The sequence below is a fragment of the Caballeronia sp. M1242 genome, assembly GCF_017220215.1.
GTDB lineage: Bacteria > Pseudomonadota > Gammaproteobacteria > Burkholderiales > Burkholderiaceae > Caballeronia.
The window spans coordinates 1,220,904-1,241,586 of the sequence record NZ_CP071129.1; the positions used below are offsets into that span (position 1 = coordinate 1,220,904).

General features: G+C 64.2%; 18 protein-coding genes. 9 read left to right on the forward strand and 9 right to left on the reverse strand.

Annotated features, from left to right (window positions below; translation table 11 throughout):
• Positions 1-22 precede the first annotated feature (22 nt).
• The 3 genes from alc to ltaE all read left to right on the forward strand — a co-directional run bounded on the left by alc (position 23) and on the right by ltaE (position 2,661).
• Positions 23-1,033, forward strand: a complete 1,011-nt coding sequence (alc, locus tag JYK05_RS05650; protein WP_175940172.1) for an allantoicase — start codon at positions 23-25, stop codon at positions 1,031-1,033.
• A complete protein-coding gene (locus JYK05_RS05655) occupies positions 1,033-1,533 on the forward strand; it encodes an ureidoglycolate lyase (protein WP_206468225.1) in 501 nt (166 codons plus the stop codon). Before alc ends, JYK05_RS05655 begins: the two co-directional genes overlap by 1 nt.
• A gap of 108 nt (positions 1,534-1,641) precedes the next feature.
• The gene (gene ltaE, locus JYK05_RS05660) at positions 1,642-2,661 is read left to right on the forward strand and encodes a low-specificity L-threonine aldolase (RefSeq protein WP_175940173.1); all 1,020 of its coding nucleotides are present in this window, start codon (positions 1,642-1,644) and stop codon (positions 2,659-2,661) included.
• 54 nt (positions 2,662-2,715) lie between these two features.
• On the opposite strand, the gene JYK05_RS05665 is transcribed toward ltaE, so the two are convergent.
• Both JYK05_RS05665 and uraH read right to left on the reverse strand, forming a co-directional pair.
• The gene (locus JYK05_RS05665) at positions 2,716-3,909 is read right to left on the reverse strand and encodes a urate hydroxylase PuuD (RefSeq protein ID WP_175940174.1); all 1,194 of its coding nucleotides are present in this window, start codon (positions 3,907-3,909) and stop codon (positions 2,716-2,718) included.
• A 76-nt stretch (positions 3,910-3,985) separates the two neighbouring features.
• Positions 3,986-4,339: a hydroxyisourate hydrolase gene (gene uraH, locus JYK05_RS05670; RefSeq protein ID WP_206468055.1), complete on the reverse strand. Its 354-nt coding sequence runs from the start codon at positions 4,337-4,339 to the stop codon at positions 3,986-3,988.
• Between the two features lie 465 nt (positions 4,340-4,804).
• On the opposite strand from uraH, the gene JYK05_RS05675 reads away from it, so the two are divergent.
• A complete protein-coding gene (locus JYK05_RS05675; RefSeq protein WP_206468056.1) occupies positions 4,805-6,175 on the forward strand; it encodes an 8-oxoguanine deaminase in 1,371 nt (456 codons plus the stop codon).
• Positions 6,176-6,341: 166 nt separating this feature from the next.
• Here the strand turns inward: JYK05_RS05675 and JYK05_RS05680 are convergent, their stop codons facing one another.
• Complete coding sequence (locus tag JYK05_RS05680) at positions 6,342-7,274, reverse strand: LysR substrate-binding domain-containing protein (protein ID WP_175940178.1); 933 nt, start codon at positions 7,272-7,274, stop codon at positions 6,342-6,344.
• Positions 7,275-7,544: 270 nt separating this feature from the next.
• Here JYK05_RS05680 and JYK05_RS05685 point away from each other — a divergent pair, with 270 nt between their 5' ends.
• From JYK05_RS05685 to JYK05_RS05700, 4 genes are all read left to right on the forward strand, one after another.
• Positions 7,545-9,116, forward strand: a complete 1,572-nt coding sequence (locus JYK05_RS05685; protein ID WP_206468057.1) for an ABC transporter ATP-binding protein — start codon at positions 7,545-7,547, stop codon at positions 9,114-9,116.
• A gap of 2 nt (positions 9,117-9,118) precedes the next feature.
• A complete protein-coding gene (locus tag JYK05_RS05690; RefSeq protein WP_206468058.1) occupies positions 9,119-10,225 on the forward strand; it encodes an ABC transporter permease in 1,107 nt (368 codons plus the stop codon).
• Between the two features lie 22 nt (positions 10,226-10,247).
• The gene (locus tag JYK05_RS05695; RefSeq protein ID WP_206468059.1) at positions 10,248-11,177 is read left to right on the forward strand and encodes an ABC transporter permease; all 930 of its coding nucleotides are present in this window, start codon (positions 10,248-10,250) and stop codon (positions 11,175-11,177) included.
• Positions 11,178-11,368: 191 nt separating this feature from the next.
• Positions 11,369-12,454, forward strand: coding sequence for a BMP family ABC transporter substrate-binding protein (locus JYK05_RS05700; protein WP_175940182.1), 1,086 nt, complete (start codon positions 11,369-11,371; stop codon positions 12,452-12,454).
• Between the two features lie 81 nt (positions 12,455-12,535).
• Here the strand turns inward: JYK05_RS05700 and JYK05_RS05705 are convergent, their stop codons facing one another.
• The 4 genes from JYK05_RS05705 to JYK05_RS05720 all read right to left on the reverse strand — a co-directional run bounded on the left by JYK05_RS05705 (position 12,536) and on the right by JYK05_RS05720 (position 15,698).
• Positions 12,536-12,745 (reverse strand): dodecin, encoded by a 210-nt coding sequence (locus tag JYK05_RS05705; RefSeq protein ID WP_175940183.1) that lies wholly within the window; start codon positions 12,743-12,745, stop codon positions 12,536-12,538.
• A gap of 107 nt (positions 12,746-12,852) precedes the next feature.
• Positions 12,853-13,344 carry a hypothetical protein gene (locus tag JYK05_RS05710; protein WP_206468060.1) on the reverse strand — a complete coding sequence of 164 codons (492 nt, stop codon included), beginning with the start codon at positions 13,342-13,344 and terminating at the stop codon, positions 12,853-12,855.
• Between the two features lie 339 nt (positions 13,345-13,683).
• The gene (mscL, locus tag JYK05_RS05715; protein ID WP_206468061.1) at positions 13,684-14,127 is read right to left on the reverse strand and encodes a large conductance mechanosensitive channel protein MscL; all 444 of its coding nucleotides are present in this window, start codon (positions 14,125-14,127) and stop codon (positions 13,684-13,686) included.
• Positions 14,128-14,312: 185 nt separating this feature from the next.
• On the reverse strand, positions 14,313-15,698 hold the full coding sequence (locus JYK05_RS05720) for a DUF2252 domain-containing protein (RefSeq protein ID WP_206468062.1): 1,386 nt from the start codon (positions 15,696-15,698) through the stop codon (positions 14,313-14,315).
• A gap of 205 nt (positions 15,699-15,903) precedes the next feature.
• On the opposite strand from JYK05_RS05720, the gene glgX reads away from it, so the two are divergent.
• On the forward strand, positions 15,904-18,117 hold the full coding sequence (gene glgX, locus JYK05_RS05725; RefSeq protein ID WP_175940187.1) for a glycogen debranching protein GlgX: 2,214 nt from the start codon (positions 15,904-15,906) through the stop codon (positions 18,115-18,117).
• A 321-nt stretch (positions 18,118-18,438) separates the two neighbouring features.
• Here glgX and JYK05_RS05730 read toward each other — a convergent pair whose 3' ends face one another.
• Together JYK05_RS05730 and JYK05_RS05735 are read right to left on the reverse strand one after the other, a co-directional pair.
• Entirely contained in the window at positions 18,439-19,677 is a 1,239-nt protein-coding gene (locus JYK05_RS05730; protein ID WP_175940188.1) for a tetratricopeptide repeat protein, read from the reverse strand.
• Positions 19,678-19,800: 123 nt separating this feature from the next.
• Positions 19,801-20,481 (reverse strand): PspA/IM30 family protein, encoded by a 681-nt coding sequence (locus JYK05_RS05735; protein WP_206468063.1) that lies wholly within the window; start codon positions 20,479-20,481, stop codon positions 19,801-19,803.
• Between the last annotated feature and the right edge of the window lie 202 nt (positions 20,482-20,683).

A 20,683-nucleotide genomic window follows, 5' to 3' on the forward strand; every position in this document is an offset into this window, starting at 1 on the left:
CAACGACAATAGGACGAAGACAATGGCAATTCCGACACTCGATCCCAACGCGCCCGACTTCACGCGCCGCTATGTGAATCTCGCGGACCCGCGTCTGGGCGCGCAGGCACTCGAGGCGAGCGACGATTTCTTCGCGCCGAAGGAACGCATGCTGAACCCCGAGCCGGCCGTGTTCATCCCCGGCAAATACGACGAGCACGGCAAGTGGATGGACGGCTGGGAAACGCGCCGCAAGCGCACGACCGGCTACGACTGGTGCATCGTCAAGCTGGCGCGGCCGGGCGTGATCAAGGGCATCGATCTGGACACGAGCCACTTCACCGGCAACTTCCCGCCGGCGGCGTCGATCGAAGGCGCGCATGTCGCCGACGGCGCGCCGAGCCAGTCCACGCAATGGACGGAAATCGTGCCGTCCACGACGCTGCAGGGCAATAGCCATCACTATCTGGATGTCGCCTCGGCCGAGCCGTTCACGCACTTGCGCGTGAACATCTATCCGGACGGCGGCATCGCGCGTTTGCGGGTGTACGGTCAGCCGCAACTCGACTGGCGCAACGCGGATCGCAATGAACTGTTCGATCTCGCCGCGATGGAAAACGGCGCGTACATGGTCGGCACGAACAACCAGCACTTCGGTCTCGCGTCCACGCTTTTGATGCCGGGCCGCGGCGTCAATATGGGCGATGGCTGGGAAACCCGCCGCCGCCGCGAGCCGGGCAACGACTGGTGTATCGTCGCGCTCGCGCAGCCGGGCATTATCAAGAAAGTCGAAGTGGATACCGCACACTTCAAGGGCAATTTCCCCGACCGCTGCTCTTTGCAGGCGGCGTATGTGAAGGGCGGCACGGACAGCTCGCTCGTCACGCAGGCCATGTTCTGGCCGGTGCTGTTGTCGGAACAGAAGCTGCAGATGGACAAGCAGCATTTCTTCGAGTCCGAACTCGCGGCGCTCGGCCCGGTCACGCACGTGCGCTTCAACATCTACCCGGACGGCGGCGTGTCGCGCCTGCGTCTTTTCGGAACGCTTGCATGATGAAGACGCTCGCGATCGAACCGTTGACGCGCGCGGCGTTCGAGCCTTTCGGCGATGTGATCGAGCTCGACGGCGCGAAGCAGATCCCGATCAACCTCGGCACGACGATCCGCTTTCACGATCTCTGCAAGGTCGACGTGACGGATGAGGGCGGCCGCACGCTCGTGAATCTCTTTCGCGGACAGCCGCGCGTGCTGCCGTTCGAAGTAAAGATGATGGAGCGTCATCCGCTCGGCTCGCAGGCGTTCATTCCGCTCGACGATCGGCCGTATCTCGTGGTCGTCGCGCCGGCGGGAGAACTCGACGAATCGCAGATTCGCGCGTTCGTCACGCGCGGCTGGCAGGGCGTGAATTACGCAAAAGGCGTCTGGCATCATCCGCTCATTGCGCTGGATAAGGTCAGCGATTTCATCGTCGTCGATCGCGGCGGGGAAGGCTTGAATCTGAACGAGCAGGACCTGAGAGAGTCGTTGTGGCTGACACAAGAGGCGCTGCGCTGAGGCATCGCCCGAATCGCCCATGGCAGTCACGGAAAGACCGGCGCAGCATGGCCGGTCTTTTTTATTGCGCGCTACACTATGCGGCTACTTCCGACCAAGCGACTCACGATGCCAGCACGCCAGATCGACCTACGCAGCGATACCGTCACCCGCCCGAGCCAGGCGATGCTCGCCGCCATGTCGGCCGCCGAAGTCGGCGACGACGTCTGGGGCGACGATCCCACCGTTCTCAAGCTCCAGTCCACGCTCGCGGAGCGCACCGGCAAGGAAGCGGGCCTGTTCTTTCCGAGCGGCACGCAAAGCAACCTCGCCGCGCTGATGGCGCACTGCGCGCGCGGCGACGAGTACATCGTCGGGCAGGCGGCGCACACGTACAAATACGAAGGCGGCGGGGCGGCGGTGCTCGGCAGCATTCAGCCGCAGCCTATCGAAAACGCGCCGGACGGCTCGTTGCCGCTCGACAAGATCGCGGCGGCGATCAAGCCCATCGATGACCACTTCGCGCGTTCGCGCCTGCTCGCGCTGGAAAACACCATCGGCGGGAAAGTGCTGCGGGCCGACTACGTGGCGCAGGCGACGAAGCTGGCCCGCGATCGCGGCCTCTCGACGCATCTGGACGGCGCGCGCATCTTCAACGCGGTGGTGGCGTCGGACCGGCCGGTGAGCGAACTGTGCGCGCCGTTCGATACCGTCTCCATCTGCTTTTCGAAAGGCCTCGGCGCGCCGGTCGGTTCGGTGCTGGTGGGCAGCAAGGCGCTCGTCGATGTCGCGCACCGCTGGCGCAAGGTGCTCGGCGGCGGCATGCGGCAGGCGGGCGTGCTCGCGGCGGCGTGCCTTCACGCGCTCGATCATCATGTCGACGGGCTCGCGCAGGATCACGAGAACGCGGCGCGGCTCGCAGCGGGGCTTGCCGGCATCGACGGAATCGTGATTCAGTCGCAAGCGACCAACATGGTGTTCGCGCAGATTCCCGCGAAGCACTGCGCGCCGCTCGAAGCTTGGCTCAAGGAACGCGGCATTCTCACGCAGATGCTGTACGCATCGCGGTTCGTGACGCATCGCGATGTGTCGCGCGAAGATATCGACACGGTCATCGACGCGGTCAAAGCCTACTTCGCCGCGCAATGAAAAACGGGCCGATCGGCGCTAACCGATCGGCCCGTCTCGCATCGGCAGCGATGCTTACTGCACCGCGCCTCCGTCAAACCATGCAGCGATCTTCTGACGCTCGGCATCCGTCATTTGCGTGACGTTGCCAAGCGGCATCGCTTTCAGCGTCACCGCCTGCTGATGCACGCGCTGCGCGTTCTGGCGAATCTCGGCGGGCGTGTCGAGGAGAACGCCTGCGGGCGCGCTGCCCATCATCGTCGGATGCGCGGAGTGGCACGCCGCGCAACGCTGCTGGATGATCGGCTGAATGTCGGCGACCTTGATCGTCGGCGCACCAGCGGCCTGCGCGACCGGCACCGTCGGCGCGGGCATCGTCCACGCGAATGCGCCGAGCACCAGCACGAGACCCGCGACCGGCATGTACCACAGCACCTGCCCGCGATGACGCATCACGAAGAACTGACGGATCAGCGCGCCCGCCAGCATGATGAGCACGAGGATCACCCAGTTGTACTTGTGCGTGTAAGTCATCGCGTAGTGGTTGGACAGCATCGCGAAGACGACCGGCAGCGTGAAGTACGTGTTGTGCACGGAACGTTGCTTGCCCCGCTTGCCGTAGATGGCGTTCGGCGTTTCGCCCTTGAGCATTGCCGCGACCATCTTGCGCTGTCCCGGAATGATGACGAAGAACACGTTCGCGGACATGATCGTCGCGATCATCGCGCCGGTGATCAGATACGCCGCGCGGCCCGAGAATACGTGACACGCCACGAACGCCGCGATCAGCACGTAGATGCCGACGCAGATGCCGAGCAGCTTGTCGTTGTGGCCGAGCAGGCGGCAGAGCGAATCGTAGACGATCCAGCCGGCCATCAGAAAGCCGAGCGCCGCCGACACCGCAACGACCGGTCCCATGTCGAGCACGTTCTTGTCGATCAGATAGGTGCTCGGCGAGAGCAGATACAGCACGAAGAAGAGGCCGAAGCCGGACATCCACGTGGTGTAGGACGGCCAGAACGACCAGTGCAGGTTCTCCGGCATGTCCTGCGGCGCAACCGAATACTTCTGCATGTGATAGAAGCCGCCGCCGTGCACGTGCCAGAAGTCGCCGAACACGCCGCGCCGGCGCGCGTTCGGGTCCTGCGGCGGTTTCAGGCTGTTGTCGAGCGCGACGAAATAGAACGACTCGCCGATCCACGCGATCGCCACGATCACGTGCAGACAGCGCAAGACCAGGTTCAGCCAGTCGGTGATAAAGCCTTCCATGAACTCCTCCACTACCGATTCGTTATGCGCACGCCGTCGATGCGCGGCGTGCTGTGATCGCTATGTCTGGCGCGTGTTAGCTGCCGCGATACGTGCTGTACGCCCACGGCGAGACCAAGAGCGGCACGTGATAATGCGCGGCGGCGTCCGCGATGCCGAAGCGCAGCACGACGCGATCGACGAAGCGCGGTTCGGGCACTTTCACGCCAAGCGCGGCGAAATAATCGCCCGCGTGAAAGACGAGTTCGTATTCGCCGGTTTTGAGTTCCGCGCCTTCGAGCAGCGGCGCGTCGCAGCGGCCGTCGTCGTTGGTCCGGGTGGTCTTGATTGCGCGCCGGGTGTCGCCGGATAGCGCGAAGAGCTCGACTTGGATGTTTGCGCCGGGGCGGCCGTGCGCGGTGTCGAGGACGTGGGTGGTGAGCTTGCCCATTCGCATGTTCCTTGTGTTGTGCGATGTCCGGCTCGCGCATCGATCCGAAATCCGCACTGTGGGGAACCGTGCGGCGGCGGCGGATCGAGGCTCCACGTCAGTGGCTACATACCCGTCGGCGTTTCAGATGCGCGCCGTGTACAGCATTGTAGAAATTCGAGACGCGCTGTGCGTCCGCGATAGGAAAGATAATGCCGGGCGCATGAGCGCCGCGCTCCCGCAACGCCACGGTGCGCGGACGACCTGCACGGCTTTCGCTGCGATGCTACCTGCGCCAAAATTCGCAAATATATCGCCGGGCTGAACTCGACTATGACGGCTCCGTGATTGCCGCCAAGTTTTTGGCTGCCGACAGTGACACCGCGCGCAATCGAGCCGCGTCCCGAAGACGGCGTTCCACGCTGGGTAACCGGGGCTTTCACTGGTCCTCTTACCCTGATGCAACCCGTTTACGGAGAACATTCGATGAACGCGACACCCCGCAGCCTGCTCGTCAAGAACGCCCACATGCTCGTCACGATGGACGCAGAGCGCCGCGAAATCGCCGATGGCGGCCTCTTTATCGAAGGCAACCGCATCGTCGCGGTCGGGCCGACGAGCGCGCTTCCGCAGACCGCCGACGACGTGCTCGACATGCGCGGGCATCTCGTCATTCCCGGCCTCGTCAACACGCATCACCATATGTATCAGAGCCTGACGCGGGCGGTTCCGGCCGCGCAGAACGCCGAACTCTTCGGCTGGCTCACGAACCTCTACAAGATCTGGGCGCATCTGACGCCCGAGATGATCGCGGTCTCCACGACAACCGCGATGGCCGAACTGCTGCTCTCCGGCTGCACGACATCGAGCGATCACCTGTACATCTACCCGAACGGCAGCCGGCTCGACGACAGCATCGCGGCGGCGCGCGACATCGGTATGCGCTTTCACGCGGCGCGCGGGAGCATGAGCGTCGGCCAGAAAGACGGCGGGCTGCCGCCGGATTCGGTCGTCGAGAAAGAAGACGCGATTCTGAAGGACTCGCAGCGCCTCATCGAGACGTATCACGACGAAGGCCGCTACGCGATGCTGCGCGTGGTCGTCGCGCCGTGTTCGCCGTTTTCGGTGAGCCGCGAGCTGATGCGCGATTCCGCGGCGCTCGCGCGTCGGTACGGCGTGTCGCTGCACACGCATCTGGCGGAAAACGTCAACGATGTCGCGTACAGCCGCGAGAAGTTCGGCATGACGCCCGCCGAATATGCCGAAGACCTGGGCTGGGTCGGCCATGACGTATGGCACGCGCATTGTGTGCAGCTCGACAAGCCGGGCATCGATCTTTTCGCGCGCACGGGAACCGGCGTCGCGCATTGTCCGTGTTCGAACATGCGGCTCGCGTCCGGCATCGCGCCGATCCGCGCGATGCGCGACGCGGGCGTGCCCGTCGGGCTAGGCGTGGACGGCTCGGCATCGAACGATGGCGCGCAGATGGTCGCCGAGGTGCGGCAGGCGCTTTTGCTCCAGCGCGTCGGGTTTGGACCGGATGCCATGACCGCGCGCGAAGCGCTCGAAATCGCGACGCTCGGCGGGGCGAAGGTACTGAACCGCGACGACATCGGCGCGCTCGCGCCCGGCATGGCGGCGGATTTCGTCTCGTTCGACCTGTCGCAGCCGGCGTTCGCGGGCGCGCTGCACGATCCCGTCGCGGCGCTCGTGTTCTGCGCGCCGTCGCAGGTCGCGACGAGCGTCATCGACGGGAAAGTGGTCGTGAAGGAAGGGCGCCTGACGACGGTGGACTTGCGCGCGGTCGTCGAGCGGCATAACGCGCTGGCGGGAGAATTGGCGAATGCGGCGCACTGACGGCGCGATGCGCGTGTCAAGGTGACGAGCGCGTCGTCGCAGTGCGCGACGAGCGTGATCGTCGGGTAAGTGGGCGTGAAAGAGTGCGGTCGTCGACCGGCACAACACGCTGGCGCCCGAACTGGCGAACGCGGCGCACCGACGGCGCGCCGCGCCTGCGATCAGGTCAAGGCTGATCGATCAGCGACCGCGTCGCCTCAGCGACGAGACTGCGCAGCCAGCGGACTTCGTCGGAGTAGTGACACCGCTCATGCCAGAGCTGGTAATACTGCATGGGCGGGAAGTCGAGCGGCGCGGGCACCACCGCGAGCGGCAGGAACTTCGCGTAATGCGCGGCGAACAGGCGCGTGGTCGTGAAGACGAGGTCCGACTTGATGAGCACGTAAGGCGCAAGATTGAAGTACGGCAGCGTGACGACGACATGGCGCTTCAGGCGCTCGCGCGCCAGATGCACGTCGATTGCTCCGCGCTGACCGACGGAATAGGGCGTCGGCGCGAGGTGCGGCGCGTTGAGATACTGATCGAGCGTGAGCCCGCCGCGCTTCGCGAACGGATGCGTGTTGCTGACGAGACACACGATCTTGTCGACGAAGAGATTCGACAGATGCAGTTGCTCGGGCGGTTCCGGCCAGTTGCCGACGACGATATCGAGCTTGCCGTCTTCGAGCGCCAGTTCGTAATCGAACGCGGGCCCGAGCGAATGGAACTCGAGCGTCGCGTTCGGCGCGGCCTGCCGGAAACGCTCGACGACCGTCGGCACGAACAGCACGTTCAGATAGTCGGGACAGCCGATGCGATAGCACCGCACGGACGTCGAAGGGTCGAAGTTGTGCTGCTGGACCTTGATCCGCTCGATCTCGCGCAGCGCGTTCTGCGTCGGTTCGAGCAGGCGCAGGCCGTATTCGGTCGGCACCATGCCGGATTTGCCGCGCACGAGCAGCGGATCGCCGGTGATGTCGCGCAGGCGGCGCAGCGCGGCGCTGATGGCGGGTTGGGACTGATTGAGCTTGACGGCCGCGCGGGTGACGCTGCGTTCCATCAGCAAGGTATGCAAGACGCGCAATAAGTACGTATCGATCGCCTCGCGTTGCTGACTCATGATATCTCCACTATATGTTCTGGCTGATCGACGGCGGGGTACAACATATCATTTTTAATATGACATAGACTTTGCGTCAAGGTGTGGCTAACCCGCAAATACTGGCTCGGCGGGGAGTTGCGCTAATTTTGAGTTATCGACTTAGCGTCTCGAATTCTGTAAATTCTGCCCGCGATATGAGTTCGTGCGACAACGGTGTCCTGCGCTCGCTCTCGCGGTAATCCTTTCCAGTCCGGCCTGCTCGGTGGCCGGGCGCTTATTCAGAGCTCAATGGGCGACGCCATTCAAAAGTCGACAACGCCACCGCGCCTGGCGTTGTCCGGCATCAGCAAGCAGTACCCGTCCGTCAAGGCGAACGACGGCGTGAATCTCGTCGTCATGCCCGGCGAGATCCACGCGGTGCTCGGCGAAAACGGCGCGGGCAAGTCCACGCTGATGAAGATCATCTACGGCGCCGTGCGCCCGGACGAAGGCGAGATCCGCTGGCAGGGCGAGACCGTCGACATCGGCAGTCCGGCGGCGGCGCGCAAGCTCGGCATCGGCATGGTGTTTCAGCACTTCTCGCTGTTCGAGACACTGACGGTCGCCGAAAACATCGCGCTCGCGCTCGACGACAAGTTCGACATGAAGGCGCTCGCCAAGCGCATTCGGGATGTGTCGAAGGACTACGGGCTCGATGTGGATCCGCAGCGGCACGTTCATAGCCTGACGGTCGGCGAGCGGCAGCGCGTGGAGATCGTGCGGTGCCTGTTGCAGAACCCGCGGCTGCTCATCATGGACGAGCCGACTTCCGTGCTCACGCCGCAGGCCGTGCAGAAGCTCTTTACGGTGCTGCGCCGGCTCGCAGCGGAGGGTTGCAGCATTCTTTATATCAGCCACAAGCTCGACGAAATCCAGGCGCTGTGCGAGAACGCCACGGTGATGCGCGGCGGCCGCGTGACCGGCAATGTCGATCCGCGCAAGGAAACGCATGCGTCGCTCGCGCAGCTGATGGTAGGTCATTCGCTGCCCGACTACACGCGCCGCGCCCACACGCCGGGCGATGCGCTGCTCGCGGTCAGGAATCTTTCGGTGGCCAGTCCGGACCCGTTCGGGACGTCGCTCCAGAACGTGTCGTTCGAGGTGCGCGCGGGCGAAATCTTCGGCATCGCGGGCGTCTCGGGCAATGGCCAGGCGGAACTGCTCGCGGCGCTCTCGGGCGAGATTCGCGATCGTCACGTCGCGGCCGATGCCGTGTCGATTTGCGGCACGCCCGCGGCGCGGCTCACGGCGGGCGCGCGGCGCCGGCTCGGCTTTGCCTTCGTGCCGGAAGAACGGCTCGGGCGCGGCGCGGTCCCGGCGATGTCGCTCGCGGAAAACGGCCTACTGACCGCGCATCGGCAACAAATGGTGCGCGGCGGCTGGATTCGCGCGGGCGCGGTGCGCAGCTTCGCTGACCGCTGCATTCAGGCGTTCGACGTGCGCTGCGGCGGCAGCGGCGCGCTCGCGCAGAGCCTGTCGGGCGGCAACTTGCAGAAGTTCATCGTCGGACGCGAGATTTTGCAGGCGCCGAAGGTGCTCGTCGTCGCGCAGCCGACCTGGGGCGTCGATGTCGGCGCGGCCGGTTTCATCCGCCAGCAATTGCTCGATCTCGCGTCGCGCGGCGTCGCCATTCTCGTGATCTCGGAAGAACTCGAAGAACTGTTCGACATCTGCGACCGGCTCGCGGTGCTCGCGCGCGGCAAGCTCTCGCCGGTGCGCGCGACGGGCGAGACGAACGCCGAGGAGATCGGCCTCTTCATGGCGGGGCTGTTCGAAGGCAAGCGCGCGGCCGCGGCCGAACTGGATTCTTTGAGCAAATAAGCATGATCTTTCCCTATCGACTCGAAGCGCGCCCGACGCCCTCGCGCGCCATGCAGCTTGCGGTTCCGGTCGTGGCGGCCGTGGCGACGCTGGTCATCGGCTTCCTGATTTTCAGCGTCGTCGGCCAGGACCCGCTGCGCGCGATGCACGCGTTCTTCATCGAGCCGCTCTCGACCGTGAATGGCTGGTCCGAGCTCGTGCTGAAGGCGTCGCCGTTGTGCCTGATCGGACTCGGGCTCGCGGTCGGCTATCGCGCGAATGTGTGGAATATCGGCGCGGAAGGGCAGATGCTGCTCGGCGGCATCGTCGCGGGCGGCATTGCGATACACGTCGGCGATGCGTCCGGCTGGTGGACGCTGCCGCTCATGGTGATCGGCGGCATCGCGGGCGGCATGCTGTGGGCCGCCATTCCGGCGCTGCTCAAAAGCCGCTTTAACACCAACGAGATTCTCACGAGCCTGATGCTCACGTACGTCGCGACGCAGCTGCTGATCTATCTCGTGAGCGGCCCGTGGCGCGACCCGGAAGGCATGAACTTCCCGATTTCCGCGATGTTCGTCGACGACGCCTTGTTCCCGCGTCTCTATGGCGACTGGCACTGGAGCTTCCTGAAGGGCACGCGCATCAACGCGTCGGTGTTTCTGACGGTGATCGCGATTCCGCTCGTCTGGCTTTTCATGCGTAAGAGCTTCGCGGGCTTCCGGATGAACGTCGGCGGCCTCGCGCCGCTCGCCGCGCGCTACGCGGGCTTCTCGGACAAGAAGACCATCTGGACTTCACTGCTGCTTTCCGGCGGACTCGCGGGTCTCGCGGGCGTGGGCGAAGTCGCGGGACCGATCGGGCAGCTTCAGGCCGGCTGGTCGCCGGGTTACGGCTTCACCGCGATCATCGTCGTTTTCGTCGGGCGGCTGCATCCGGTGGGAATCGTGCTCGCGAGTCTGTTGATGGCGCTGCTGTACCTCGGTGGCGAAGCGGTGCAGACATCGCTGCAATTGCCGCAGGCGCTCGCGGGCGTGTTTCAGGGGTTGCTGCTGTTTTGTCTGCTCGGCTGCGATCTGTTCGTGAATTACCGCATCAGGCGCAAGACCCCGGCGCACCGCGCTGCTTGAGACCGCATAAGAGAACTCGAAGATGGATATCAATCAAGCCAGCAATCTTGCATCGAGCGCGGTCATCGCGGCCATTCCGCTGATGTACGCGGGCGCGGGCGAACTCGTCGCGGAGAAGTCGGGCGTGCTCAACCTGGGCGTCGAAGGCATGATGCTGATGGGCGCGGTCACGGGCTACGCGGTCACGTCGATCACGGGCAGTCCGTGGCTCGGCATCGTCGCGTCGGTATTCGCCGGGCTCGCGATGGCGCTGCTGTTCGGCTTCCTCACCATCACGATGCTCGCGAATCAGGTCGCCACGGGCCTTTCGCTGACGATCTTCGGCATCGGATTCTCGGCGTACGTCGGCAAGCCGTACACGTCGGCCGCGGTGCGCGCGACCATCGACGTGCTGCCGATTCCTGGCCTCTCGTCGATTCCGGTTCTCGGCCCGGCGATCTTCTCGCTGACGCCGCTCGGCTATCTTGCGTTCGTCATGTTCGCGGTGATCGGCTGGTTCCTTTACAAGACCCGCGCGGGGCTTGTGCTGCGCTCGGTCGGCGAATCGCCGGCGGTGGCGCATTCGGTCGGCTTCCCGGTGGTCGGCGTGCGCTACGGCGCGACGCTTTTCGGCGGCGGCATGGCGGGCATCGCGGGCGGCTACTACTCGATCGTCTATCTGCACGTCTGGCAGGAGCAACTGACCTCAGGCCGCGGCTGGATTGCGCTCGCGCTCGTCGTCTTCGCGACGTGGCGGCCGGGGCGTCTCCTGATCGGCGCGCTGCTCTTCGGCGCGGTGATGGCGCTGCAGTTCTACGCGCAGGCCATCGGCGTGCCGGTGCCGACGCAGTTTCTCGCGATGCTGCCGTATATCGCGACCATCGTCGTGCTCGTGCTGATTTCGCGCAACCCGAACACGATCAAGCTCAACGCGCCTGCATCGCTCGGCAAGCCGTTTTTCGCAGCGAGTTGAAGCGCGTGGCGCGCCGGCATTTTGCATTCGCGGTACCGCATGCAAAGTGCCGCATTCAATTTGCGCGGTCGGTGTGTGTTGTTCCGCCACCGCACCGCGCGCGCCTGAGGTTCCGCCGAGTTTTTTGACCGACGAAACTTCAGGCGAACCGTTTCCCGTTTTGCATACAACATCCAAAGAGGAGCATCACGATGCAAAAAACCTGGCTGAAGGCGATCACGGCCACTGTCGCGCTCTCCGCGACGCTCGCCGCCGCGAGTGCGCGAGCCGCCGACGCCCCGGGCGTCGCCTTCGTCTATCTCGGCAATCCGGGCGATGCGGGCTGGACCTTCGCGCACGACGCCGGCAGCAAGGAAGCCGAAGCGAAGTTCGGCAACAAGATCAAGATCACGCGCGTCGAGAACGTGCCGGAATCCGCGGACTCCGAACGCGTGTTCCGCGATCTGGCTAACAAGGGCAACAAGGTCATCTTCGGCACGAGCTTCGGCTATCAGGACTTCCAGCTGAAGGTCGCGAAGGACTTTCCCGACACGATCTTCCTGACCGCGACGGGCTTCAAGAAAGCAAAGAACTTCGGCACGTACGATGTTCGTATGTATCAGGGCGCGTATCTCGCGGGCATTGCGGCGGCCTATGTGACGAAGACGAATACGCTGGGCTTCGTCGCGTCGGTGCCGATTCCCGAAGTGGTCCGCAACATCAACGCTTACACGTTGGGCGCGCGTTCGGTGAATCCGAAGATCCATACGAAGGTCATCTGGATCAATAGCTGGTTCGATCCGGGCAAGGAAAAGCAGGCGGCCGAGACGCTGATCGGACAGGGCGCGGACGTGCTGCTGCAGAACACCGATTCGAACGCGACGCTCAACACCGCGAACGAAAAGCATGTGCATGCGTTCGGCTGGGATTCGAACATGAAGAAGTTCGGCCCGGATGCGCATCTGGGTTCCGTGGTCGCGCACTGGGGCGTGTACTACAACGACGTGATCCAGAAGGTGCTCGACGGCAAGTGGAAGAACGATCCGGTGTGGCTCGGCATCCCGCAAAAGGCCGTGGACCTGGAGGATCTGAACACCGGCGCGATTCCGGCGAAGGCGGTGCAGGCCGTTGCAGCGAAGCGCGACGAACTGCACTCGGGCAAGTGGGATGTCTTCAGCGGTCCGATCAAGGATCAGTCGGGCGCGGAAAAGGTGCCGACGGGTAAGACGCTGACGGATCCGGAGCTGCAGCGTATCAACTGGTATGTGGAAGGCGTGGACGGGTCGCTGCCGAAGTAAGGCGCGTAGTCAGCCGAAACGAAAACCGCGCCCGAGGGCGCGGTTTTCACTTATGGCATGCAAAACGCCAACACTCGACGCTCAATCATCGATCCGCAGCCCCACCTTGATCGTCACCTGCCAATGCAGGACCTCGCCGTTCTCGATATGCCCGCGCGTCTCGGTCACTTCGAACCAGTGCATATTGCGCAAGGTCTTCGAAGCCTTGGCCAGCGCCACGCGCACGGCGTCGTCGCTCGATTGAGTCGAGGAGCCGGTGAGTTCGATCTGCTTATAAACGTGATCCGACATGCTGTTCTCCTTGTGGTTTGCTCGGACTTCGATCCAGCAAGGCGCGCGCCACGGCGCATCGAGGCTGCCGTGTCACGCAGGAGACATCGAATGCAAAATGCCGGCCTTCAACGCAGCGGACGCGAAGCGGCGTCGCCTGCATCCTGACGGCGCGTGCCACGGCGTCTGCGAGCCGAAACGGTCGCGCCGAATTCGCTCAGAATCTGCGTGCGGGCGCGACTTGCAAAGACAAGAAAGCCGAAGCCGTTCGCCTCATACCAGTAGCCGCCGTTCTCGAGTCCGTCGAGCGGCTGCTCCAGCGCATTCGTGATGGATTCGACGCAGCGCCGGTGCAACTCGTCGATGGCCGGGTATGGCGGCTGGGCGCCGCGCACGCTGCACAGCAGGACATCGAGTCCTGGAAGCGCATGGGCATACAGCACCGGTTCGTCCTGCGCGCGAGCGCGTGCAATCTTGGTATCGAGCTGGCCAAACGGCTTGAAATGCCGCAGCACGGCGAGAAACGACTCATCGCCATCAGCCTTCACGCGTCTACGCTTTTTCGGGAAGGACATAAAAACTCGCCTGAAAAAGAATTGCAAGAAACGCAGCGTCCTCATGCGGCCACTCCCGTCTTGCGTGCCGCACGTCGATCTTTTATAGCGCATCGATGTGATCGGGTCACGGTGATTCGGGCCTCCGGAACGCGCGATCGGCAAAATCGCCGACAGGCGTCAGAAGCGCATGAATCGTGCCGATGACCCGTTGGCGGCCCGCTGGCATCCCCTCGGCATTTCCTATGGGTATCTATCTGACATCTGTCTCAATAATAGTCCTGCTGTGCGCCGCGCGAATAGCCTTCGCGAAGAAAAAAAGCGCCCATGCTAACGAAAGGCGGATAGGGCGCCCCAAAGCGGGGCTCTTAAGGCCCGCTCGTTGCGCTCGACGCGCTCGCTTGTCTAGACGCGCGGCGTCTTCTTGAGTTCATCGCGGATTTCGCGCAGAAGCAGCACGTCTTCGGGCGGCGCGGCGGGCGCCGGCGTTTCGGTGGGCTTGCGCAGATTGTTGATGAACTTGACCATCAGAAAGATGATGAATGCGAGGATGATGAAGTTGATCAGCACGGTGATGAACGAGCCGTAGCCGAACACCGCCACGCCCGCGGTTTGCAGATCCTTGTACGAATCGGGATTGCCTTTGAAGGTCGGCGGTATGTGTCCGAGCCGGATGAAGAGATTCGAGAAATCGAGCCCGCCTGTCGCGAGGCCGACGACCGGCATGATCAAATCCTTGACGACGGAGTTCACGATAGTCGAGAACGCGCCCCCGATGATGACGCCGACTGCGAGGTCCATGACGTTGCCCTTGAGGGCGAAATTCTTGAATTCCTCGATCATGCTCATGCGGGGATTCCTCCTTTTCAGGTCCGAAACGATTGTTGTGAGGGTGCGGCGGGACACGAGCGCGCGCCGCTTCTTCGAGCGCGAGCATTACTGCGCAAGCCGTGCGTTTTGCTCGCAGGCAAGGCAATGATAGTCAATCCGGTGGCGCGTCGCGCGGCGAGTGACTGCGTGGGCGATACGTACGGCTATGCAGCCTTAACGCGCCCCACGCTGATCGCCGCGCAAAAGGCCGCGTGATCCGCGACGGTCTGAGCGCCGTATCGCTCGGCCCAGACCGCGTAGGCGGCGTCGAGCTTGTCTGATGCGCCGCAGTAGCCCGCGATGAGCGCCGGGTCGCCGGTGCGCGCATGAGCGCGGGCGAGCAGCAGTCCGAGACACCACGCGTAGAAGTCGAACGTGGCGCCATGCAGCCAGTCGACGGGAACGGAGCCGCGAATTTGCTTCATCTGGCGTACGTAGAAATCGCGCCCGGCGATGGTCGTCCAGCCGAGCAGCGCATCGGATGAGCTTTGCAGGAGCCGCTGACCATGCACGACGCGCCTGCCCTGATGCCGGAACGGCTCTTCCAGCGGCGGAACGAACGGCGCGGCGGCCGGCACGATGCCTTCCTTCACTTGCATGAAGATCGGATCGCCAAGCGCGCGGCCGATCAACAGCACGAGATACGCACGCGTGCCGACGCTTCCTACGCCGACCACCCGATGCGCGACATCCACGACATCGTAGCGTTCGAGCATCATGCGCCACTCGCCCGCGATGGTCTGCAGATACGCCCTGAAGCCGTCGATGACGTGATTCTTCTCGGCGGCGTCGAGTTGCGTTAGGATCGGCGGATCGACCTTGAAGCGCCAGCTTTTGCCGGCCGGCTCAGCGACCTTCGCGAGCATCGTCGCGTGCGAGCGTTTCATCGCGCGCTCGACGGTGCGCTCGATGGTGGCTTTTTCGTCGGCGTCGAGATGCGTGGGCGCGTCGATGTGCAGTGCGCTCGCGTAAGAGCGCATCTGCCACAAATCGTACGGGCTCACCTGGCGCAGTTCGTTCATCGTCGTGCGGTACGCCTCGCACGCGGAACGCACGGCGCGCTCGCGACCTTGCATGTCCACGTTGTTTTCGCGGGCCGCGACGTTGATGCTCGCGGTCAGGCGCTTCACGTCCCATTCCCACGGAGCGACGATCGTTTCGTCGAAATCGTTCAGATCGAATACGACGTCCTGACGCGGCGTGCGAAAGAGTCCGAAGTTATTGATGTGCGCGTCGCCGTCGATCATCACGTTGTGGCCGATCGACGGCGATCTCGACAGATCCCACGCCATGACGGTCGCCGCGCCGCGCAGAAACGCGAACGGCGATTCGGCCATGCGCGACATGCGCAGCGGCACGAGCCGCTCCTGTCGTCCGGCGTTGACGGCGAGCACGCGCTCGACGGGATCGGGGCGGTCCGGCTCGGGCTGCCAGTTCGCGTGGGCTTCGAAAGGGATGGCGTCGCGCAGCGCGCGGCCGGCGGCACGGCTTTCGTCGGCGGTGCCGCTGGCTTGCGATGTCGTCGGGATGGAGCTGAAGCGCGTGGACAAACGTGCCTCCTTCGGCGAGCGAATGCTGCATGTGCGATGGACAGGCCAGCATACCGCAGATCGCGCGCGGTAACGGGGCGCAACTCGGAAAGCGCTGCTTCGCCGATGCCGGGCACATGCCTTGCTCTTACCCAATCCGCTTAATGCCGTGCAATGCGGCACCCTTATCCCGACGCATCGCGCGTCATTCTCTGCCGATCATCTCATGCCGAATCAATTCCGCATTGCCGAAGGGTCCCCGTTTCCGCTTGGCGCCACGTGGGACGGAAACGGCGTCAACTTCGCCCTGTTTTCAGCGAACGCGACGAAAGTCGAACTGTGCCTCTTCGACGAGAAAGGCGAAAAGGAAACGCAGCGCATCGAGCTGCCCGAATACACCGACGAAGTCTGGCACGTCTATCTGCATGGCCTGGCGCCGGGCGCCGTGTACGGCTACCGCGTGCACGGGCCCTACGAGCCGGAGAACGGGCATCGCTTCAATCCGAACAAGCTGCTGCTCGACCCGTACGCGAAGGCGCACGTCGGCGAGATGAAGTTCGACCCGGCGCTCTTCGGCTATACGCTCAACGCGGAAGGCGACGATCTGACCTTCGACGAACGCGACAGCGCGCCGTTCATGCAGAAATGCCAGGTGATCGACCAGAACTTCACGTGGACTCATGCGACGCGCGTGCGCGTGCCATGGGAACACACGATCTTCTACGAGACGCACGTGCGCGGCTTCACCAAGCGGCACCCGGCGATTCCGGAAAACATGCGCGGGACGTTCGAAGGGCTCGGACAGAAGGAAGTGGTCGATTACATCAAGAGCCTCGGCGTGACCTCCGTCGAGCTGCTGCCGATTCACGCGTTCGTGAACGATAGCTATCTGCTCGACAAGGGCCTCACGAACTACTGGGGCTATAACACCATCGGCTTTTTCGCGGCCGATCCGCGCTATTTCTCGCGCGGAGCCGGCGTCGTCGCGGAGTTCAAGGAGATGGTCGACCGCTTGCACGAAGCCGGCCTCGAAGTGATTCTCGACGTGGTCTATAACCACACCGCCGAAGGCAACGAGCGCGGGCCGACGCTGTCGTTCCGCGGCATCGACAACGCGTCGTACTACCGGCTGATGCCGGACCAGACGCGCTACTACATCAACGACACGGGCACGGGCAACACGCTCAATCTTTCGCATCCGCGCGTCTTGCAGATGGTCACCGACAGCCTGCGCTACTGGGTAACGGAGATGAACGTCGACGGCTTCCGTTTCGATCTCGCGACGATTCTCGGCCGCGAGCCGTATGGCTTCGACGAAGGCGGCGGCTTCCTCGACAGTTGCCGGCAAGACCCGATTCTCTCCAGCGTCAAGCTGATCGCCGAACCGTGGGATTGCGGTCCCGGCGGCTATCAGGTCGGCGGCTTCCCGCCGGGCTGGGCCGAATGGAACGACCGCTATCGCGATACCGTGCGCGCGTTCTGGAAGGGCGACGAGGGCGAATCCGCGGAACTGGCGACGCGCATCACCGCTTCGGGCGACAAGTTCAACAAGCGCGGGCGTCGTCCGTGGGCGAGCGTGAACTTCATCACGGCGCACGACGGCTTCACGCTCAACGATCTCGTGTCCTACAACGACAAGCACAACGAGGCGAACGGCGAGGACAACAAGGACGGTCATTCGGACAACAAATCGTGGAACTGCGGCGTCGAAGGCCCGACCGACGACCCGGAGATCCGCGCGCTGCGCGAGCGCCAGAAGCGCAATCTGCTCGCGACGCTGCTGTTCTCGCAAGGCACGCCGATGGTCCTCGCGGGCGACGAGTTCGGCCGCACGCAGCAGGGCAATAACAACGCGTATTGTCAGGACAACGAGATCAGCTGGGTGGACTGGGAGGGCATCGACGACGACGGCCGCGCGCTCACCGAGTTCGTGCGCAAGCTGACGACGCTGCGCCACACGCTGCCGGTGCTGCGACGCCAGCGCTTCCTGACGGGCGAAGTCCGTGAGGATATGGGCGTGGCCGACGTGAAATGGCTGAGTCCGAGCGGGGACGAGCTCACGCCCGAGCAGTGGGGCGACCCCGGCATGCGCTGCTTCGGTCTCGTGATAGACGGCCGCGCGCAGGCCACCGGCATCCGCAAGCCGGCATCGGACGCGACGCTTCTGTTGATCGTGAACGCGTACCACGATGTCGTCGATTTCACGCTGCCGGACATTCCCGGCCCCGATCAATGGAGCTGTCTGATCGACACGAACGCGCCGGTTCGCGAGGAACTGCCGCAGTTCGATTCGGGCGATGTCTATCAGGTCACGGGCCGGTCGCTGCTGCTTTTCGCGCTTCAGGCGCGCGGGGCCACGAAACGCGTGTTCGAGCGGCTGGAAGAAGCGCTGACCGACGACGTGCCGCCGGAGCAGGGCGACACGCCGTCCGCCAGTTGACGCATGGGCTCCCGCCGATAACGCGGGAGCCCGTGTCGATTGGTTATCATGCGATCTTTGCAATCGCAAAAGGCGGCGCAAGCCGCCTTTTTTCTTTCCACGATGCCTTCTTCACGTTCCCTCCGACGCTCCCTCGCATGATCCTGCACACGTTGTTGCGCGTGGCGACGTGGGATCAGCTCGAACGCATCTGGGAATTCGTCGTCGGCTTCTTCAAGTTTCTGTGGGCGCTGCTGCGCTTTCTGGGCGGCGGCTGAAGCGCGCATACGAAAAAAAGAAGGCCCCGCGAGCGGGGCCTTGCTTGTGGCTCGACGAAGCGCTTCAAGTGTCGCGCCAGTTGTCGTCGTTGCTGCCGAGATCGAGACCGCCTCCGCCGCCGCTGCCGTCATCCCAGTCGTTCGACCCGTTGCCGAAGTCCAGGCCGCCGCCGTTGTTGTTGCCGAAGTCCAGCCCGCCATTGTCGTTGCCGACGTCGCGGCGTTCGACCGGCACTTCGCGCTCGATCACGCGGTCGCGTCCGTGCGACATGGCTTCGCCGAGCAGCACGCCGGTCAGGAGGCCGCCCATGCCGCCACCGAAGCCGCCGCCTTGCTGGATGATGACGGGCGGCTGCTGCCCTGGTTGCGGCGGATACGGTCCCTGTTGCGGATACGGCGCCTGCGGACCATAGGGCTGCTGGCCGCGCCCAAAGCGCTCGGCTTCCTGCGCGAAAGGCGACTGCCCTTGCGCACTGGAATTCGCCGCATTCGCCGCATTCGCCGCAGTTGGATCGGGCCGGCCTTCGGCGCGCGCCTTCAGGCTCGCCACCTGATTCTCGAGATCCTCGATGGCATAGGGCGGCACCGGGTTCTTCGCGTTAGATAGCGACTCCACCATCTCGCGCAACTGCGTCTCCACGCCCTCGACGTCGCGCAGAAGCGCCTCGTGACCGGGCGCGGTCGAGAGCCTCACGTCCAGCTTCAGCGTGCGCACATCGTTGAGCAACTCGGTCGCGCGTTTGAGCTGGGCGCGGCGGTCGTCTTCGGTGCGGCCGTCGTCACGGGCGCGAGCGCGTCGCAGGCCCCAGCGCAGCACCAGCGCAATCGCCGCGATCAGCACCGCGAGGCCGATCCACATGCCCATCGACGGCCCATGCTTCTGCGGCGCGGCGGCTTGCGCCGGGTTGAACGGATTCAGCGCGACTGAGCCGTTGGAGCCGCGATTGGTCGTCGCGTTGGCGCGGTTCGCGTCGTTGCGGATGCGGGCTTCGGTGGACGCGAATCGCGACGGGTCCGTGAAGCTCAGCGACGGATCGAGCGTCTTCGCCTGCTGCAAATGCGAGAGCGCGTCGCTCGCGCGGCCTTCGCGGTCCAGCACCTGCGCGTAGAGATAGTGGGCGTGCGCGTTGTTCGGATGCGCGTCGAGCACTTCGCTCAACTGCGCGTCGGCTTTCTGCCAGTTGCCCTGCGTCATCGATTGTTCGACCTGCTGCGCGGTCGGCACGGCGGCCAACGCGAGCGGCGAGGCGACCGACAGCGCGAGGGACATCGATAAGGCGAGAGCCGTCAAAGTCTTTTTCATGTGCGGGCCGGGCGTTGCGACGCCCGTCTCCATTCGAAGCTGCGATCGGTGATTGCCAAGACATCGCAAGGCGGATACCCGAAAGCGCAAAAGTCCACGAAGCGACGGCGGCAGCCGCCGGGGTTACTGCGCCGGCGTATTCAGCTGCTTTTTCAGGGCTTCCAGACGGTCTTCCACCGAAGGGCCGCGATTGAGCGCCGCGAGCTTGTCGTCGAGCGCCTTGCCGGACTTCTGGTCCGCCGAATTCAGGCGCGCGTCGGAGCGGGCGTTCGCGAGCTCGACCTTGTCCTCCAGCTTCTGAAAATCTTCCGACAGGTTTCTTCCGCCGATGCCGCCCAGCGCCGTGGCGGCCGTGTCCTTCGCCTGCGCGATCTGCTGCTTCGCCTGAAGGATGTTCGAGCGCGCGTTGAGATCGTTGCGGCGCTGGCGCATGTCGGCGATCTGCTGCTTCAGGTGATCGACCGAAGGCACGAGTGTTTGCAGTTCGGCCGCGAGCGCGTCGCGCTCCGTTTCGGCATTGGCTTGCGCCGCGAGCGCTTCGCGCGCGAGACCTTCGTCGCCGCTTTGCAGCGCGCGTTTGGCGCCGTCTTCGTACTTCTTCGCTTTCTCGGCGGCGGCGTCGCGCTTGCTTTGCTGCGTGGCGACCTGCGCCTCGATCTCGATCAGCGAGTTCTCCGCCTTCGCGATGCTGTCGTCCAGTTCGCGCACGATCTGGCGGGCGTCGCGCGAGGGATCCTGCATGGTGTCGGCGGCATCGTTCAGCAGACCTTTGACGGTGCGCGAGATGGAATCGAAAAGCGACATGTATGTATCTCCTGGATGAAAACCACGGACCACTAGACCGCGGCTGGCGCGCCGCGCATCGAATGTGAGGCGCCGCGCCCGGAATGCAAGCGCAAGCGCGCGGCATTCACGCGCGGGTTTACCCGTTCATTAGAGCACGTCGCGACTTAATATGGACTTAAGCAAGGTGAAGGAATGTAACGGCTGCGCAGACGCGCGCCGT

Coding starts and splice junctions, on each gene's coding strand:
- alc (WP_175940172.1), top strand. CDS start 23: ATGGCAATTCCGACACTCGATCCCAACGCGCCCGACTTCACGCGCCGC.
- JYK05_RS05655 (WP_206468225.1), top strand. CDS start 1,033: ATGAAGACGCTCGCGATCGAACCGTTGACGCGCGCGGCGTTCGAGCCT.
- ltaE (WP_175940173.1), top strand. CDS start 1,642: ATGCCAGCACGCCAGATCGACCTACGCAGCGATACCGTCACCCGCCCG.
- JYK05_RS05665 (WP_175940174.1), bottom strand. CDS start 3,909: ATGGAAGGCTTTATCACCGACTGGCTGAACCTGGTCTTGCGCTGTCTG.
- uraH (WP_206468055.1), bottom strand. CDS start 4,339: ATGGGCAAGCTCACCACCCACGTCCTCGACACCGCGCACGGCCGCCCC.
- JYK05_RS05675 (WP_206468056.1), top strand. CDS start 4,805: ATGAACGCGACACCCCGCAGCCTGCTCGTCAAGAACGCCCACATGCTC.
- JYK05_RS05680 (WP_175940178.1), bottom strand. CDS start 7,274: ATGAGTCAGCAACGCGAGGCGATCGATACGTACTTATTGCGCGTCTTG.
- JYK05_RS05685 (WP_206468057.1), top strand. CDS start 7,545: ATGGGCGACGCCATTCAAAAGTCGACAACGCCACCGCGCCTGGCGTTG.
- JYK05_RS05690 (WP_206468058.1), top strand. CDS start 9,119: ATGATCTTTCCCTATCGACTCGAAGCGCGCCCGACGCCCTCGCGCGCC.
- JYK05_RS05695 (WP_206468059.1), top strand. CDS start 10,248: ATGGATATCAATCAAGCCAGCAATCTTGCATCGAGCGCGGTCATCGCG.
- JYK05_RS05700 (WP_175940182.1), top strand. CDS start 11,369: ATGCAAAAAACCTGGCTGAAGGCGATCACGGCCACTGTCGCGCTCTCC.
- JYK05_RS05705 (WP_175940183.1), bottom strand. CDS start 12,745: ATGTCGGATCACGTTTATAAGCAGATCGAACTCACCGGCTCCTCGACT.
- JYK05_RS05710 (WP_206468060.1), bottom strand. CDS start 13,344: ATGAGGACGCTGCGTTTCTTGCAATTCTTTTTCAGGCGAGTTTTTATG.
- mscL (WP_206468061.1), bottom strand. CDS start 14,127: ATGAGCATGATCGAGGAATTCAAGAATTTCGCCCTCAAGGGCAACGTC.
- glgX (WP_175940187.1), top strand. CDS start 15,904: ATGCCGAATCAATTCCGCATTGCCGAAGGGTCCCCGTTTCCGCTTGGC.
- JYK05_RS05730 (WP_175940188.1), bottom strand. CDS start 19,677: ATGAAAAAGACTTTGACGGCTCTCGCCTTATCGATGTCCCTCGCGCTG.
- JYK05_RS05735 (WP_206468063.1), bottom strand. CDS start 20,481: ATGTCGCTTTTCGATTCCATCTCGCGCACCGTCAAAGGTCTGCTGAAC.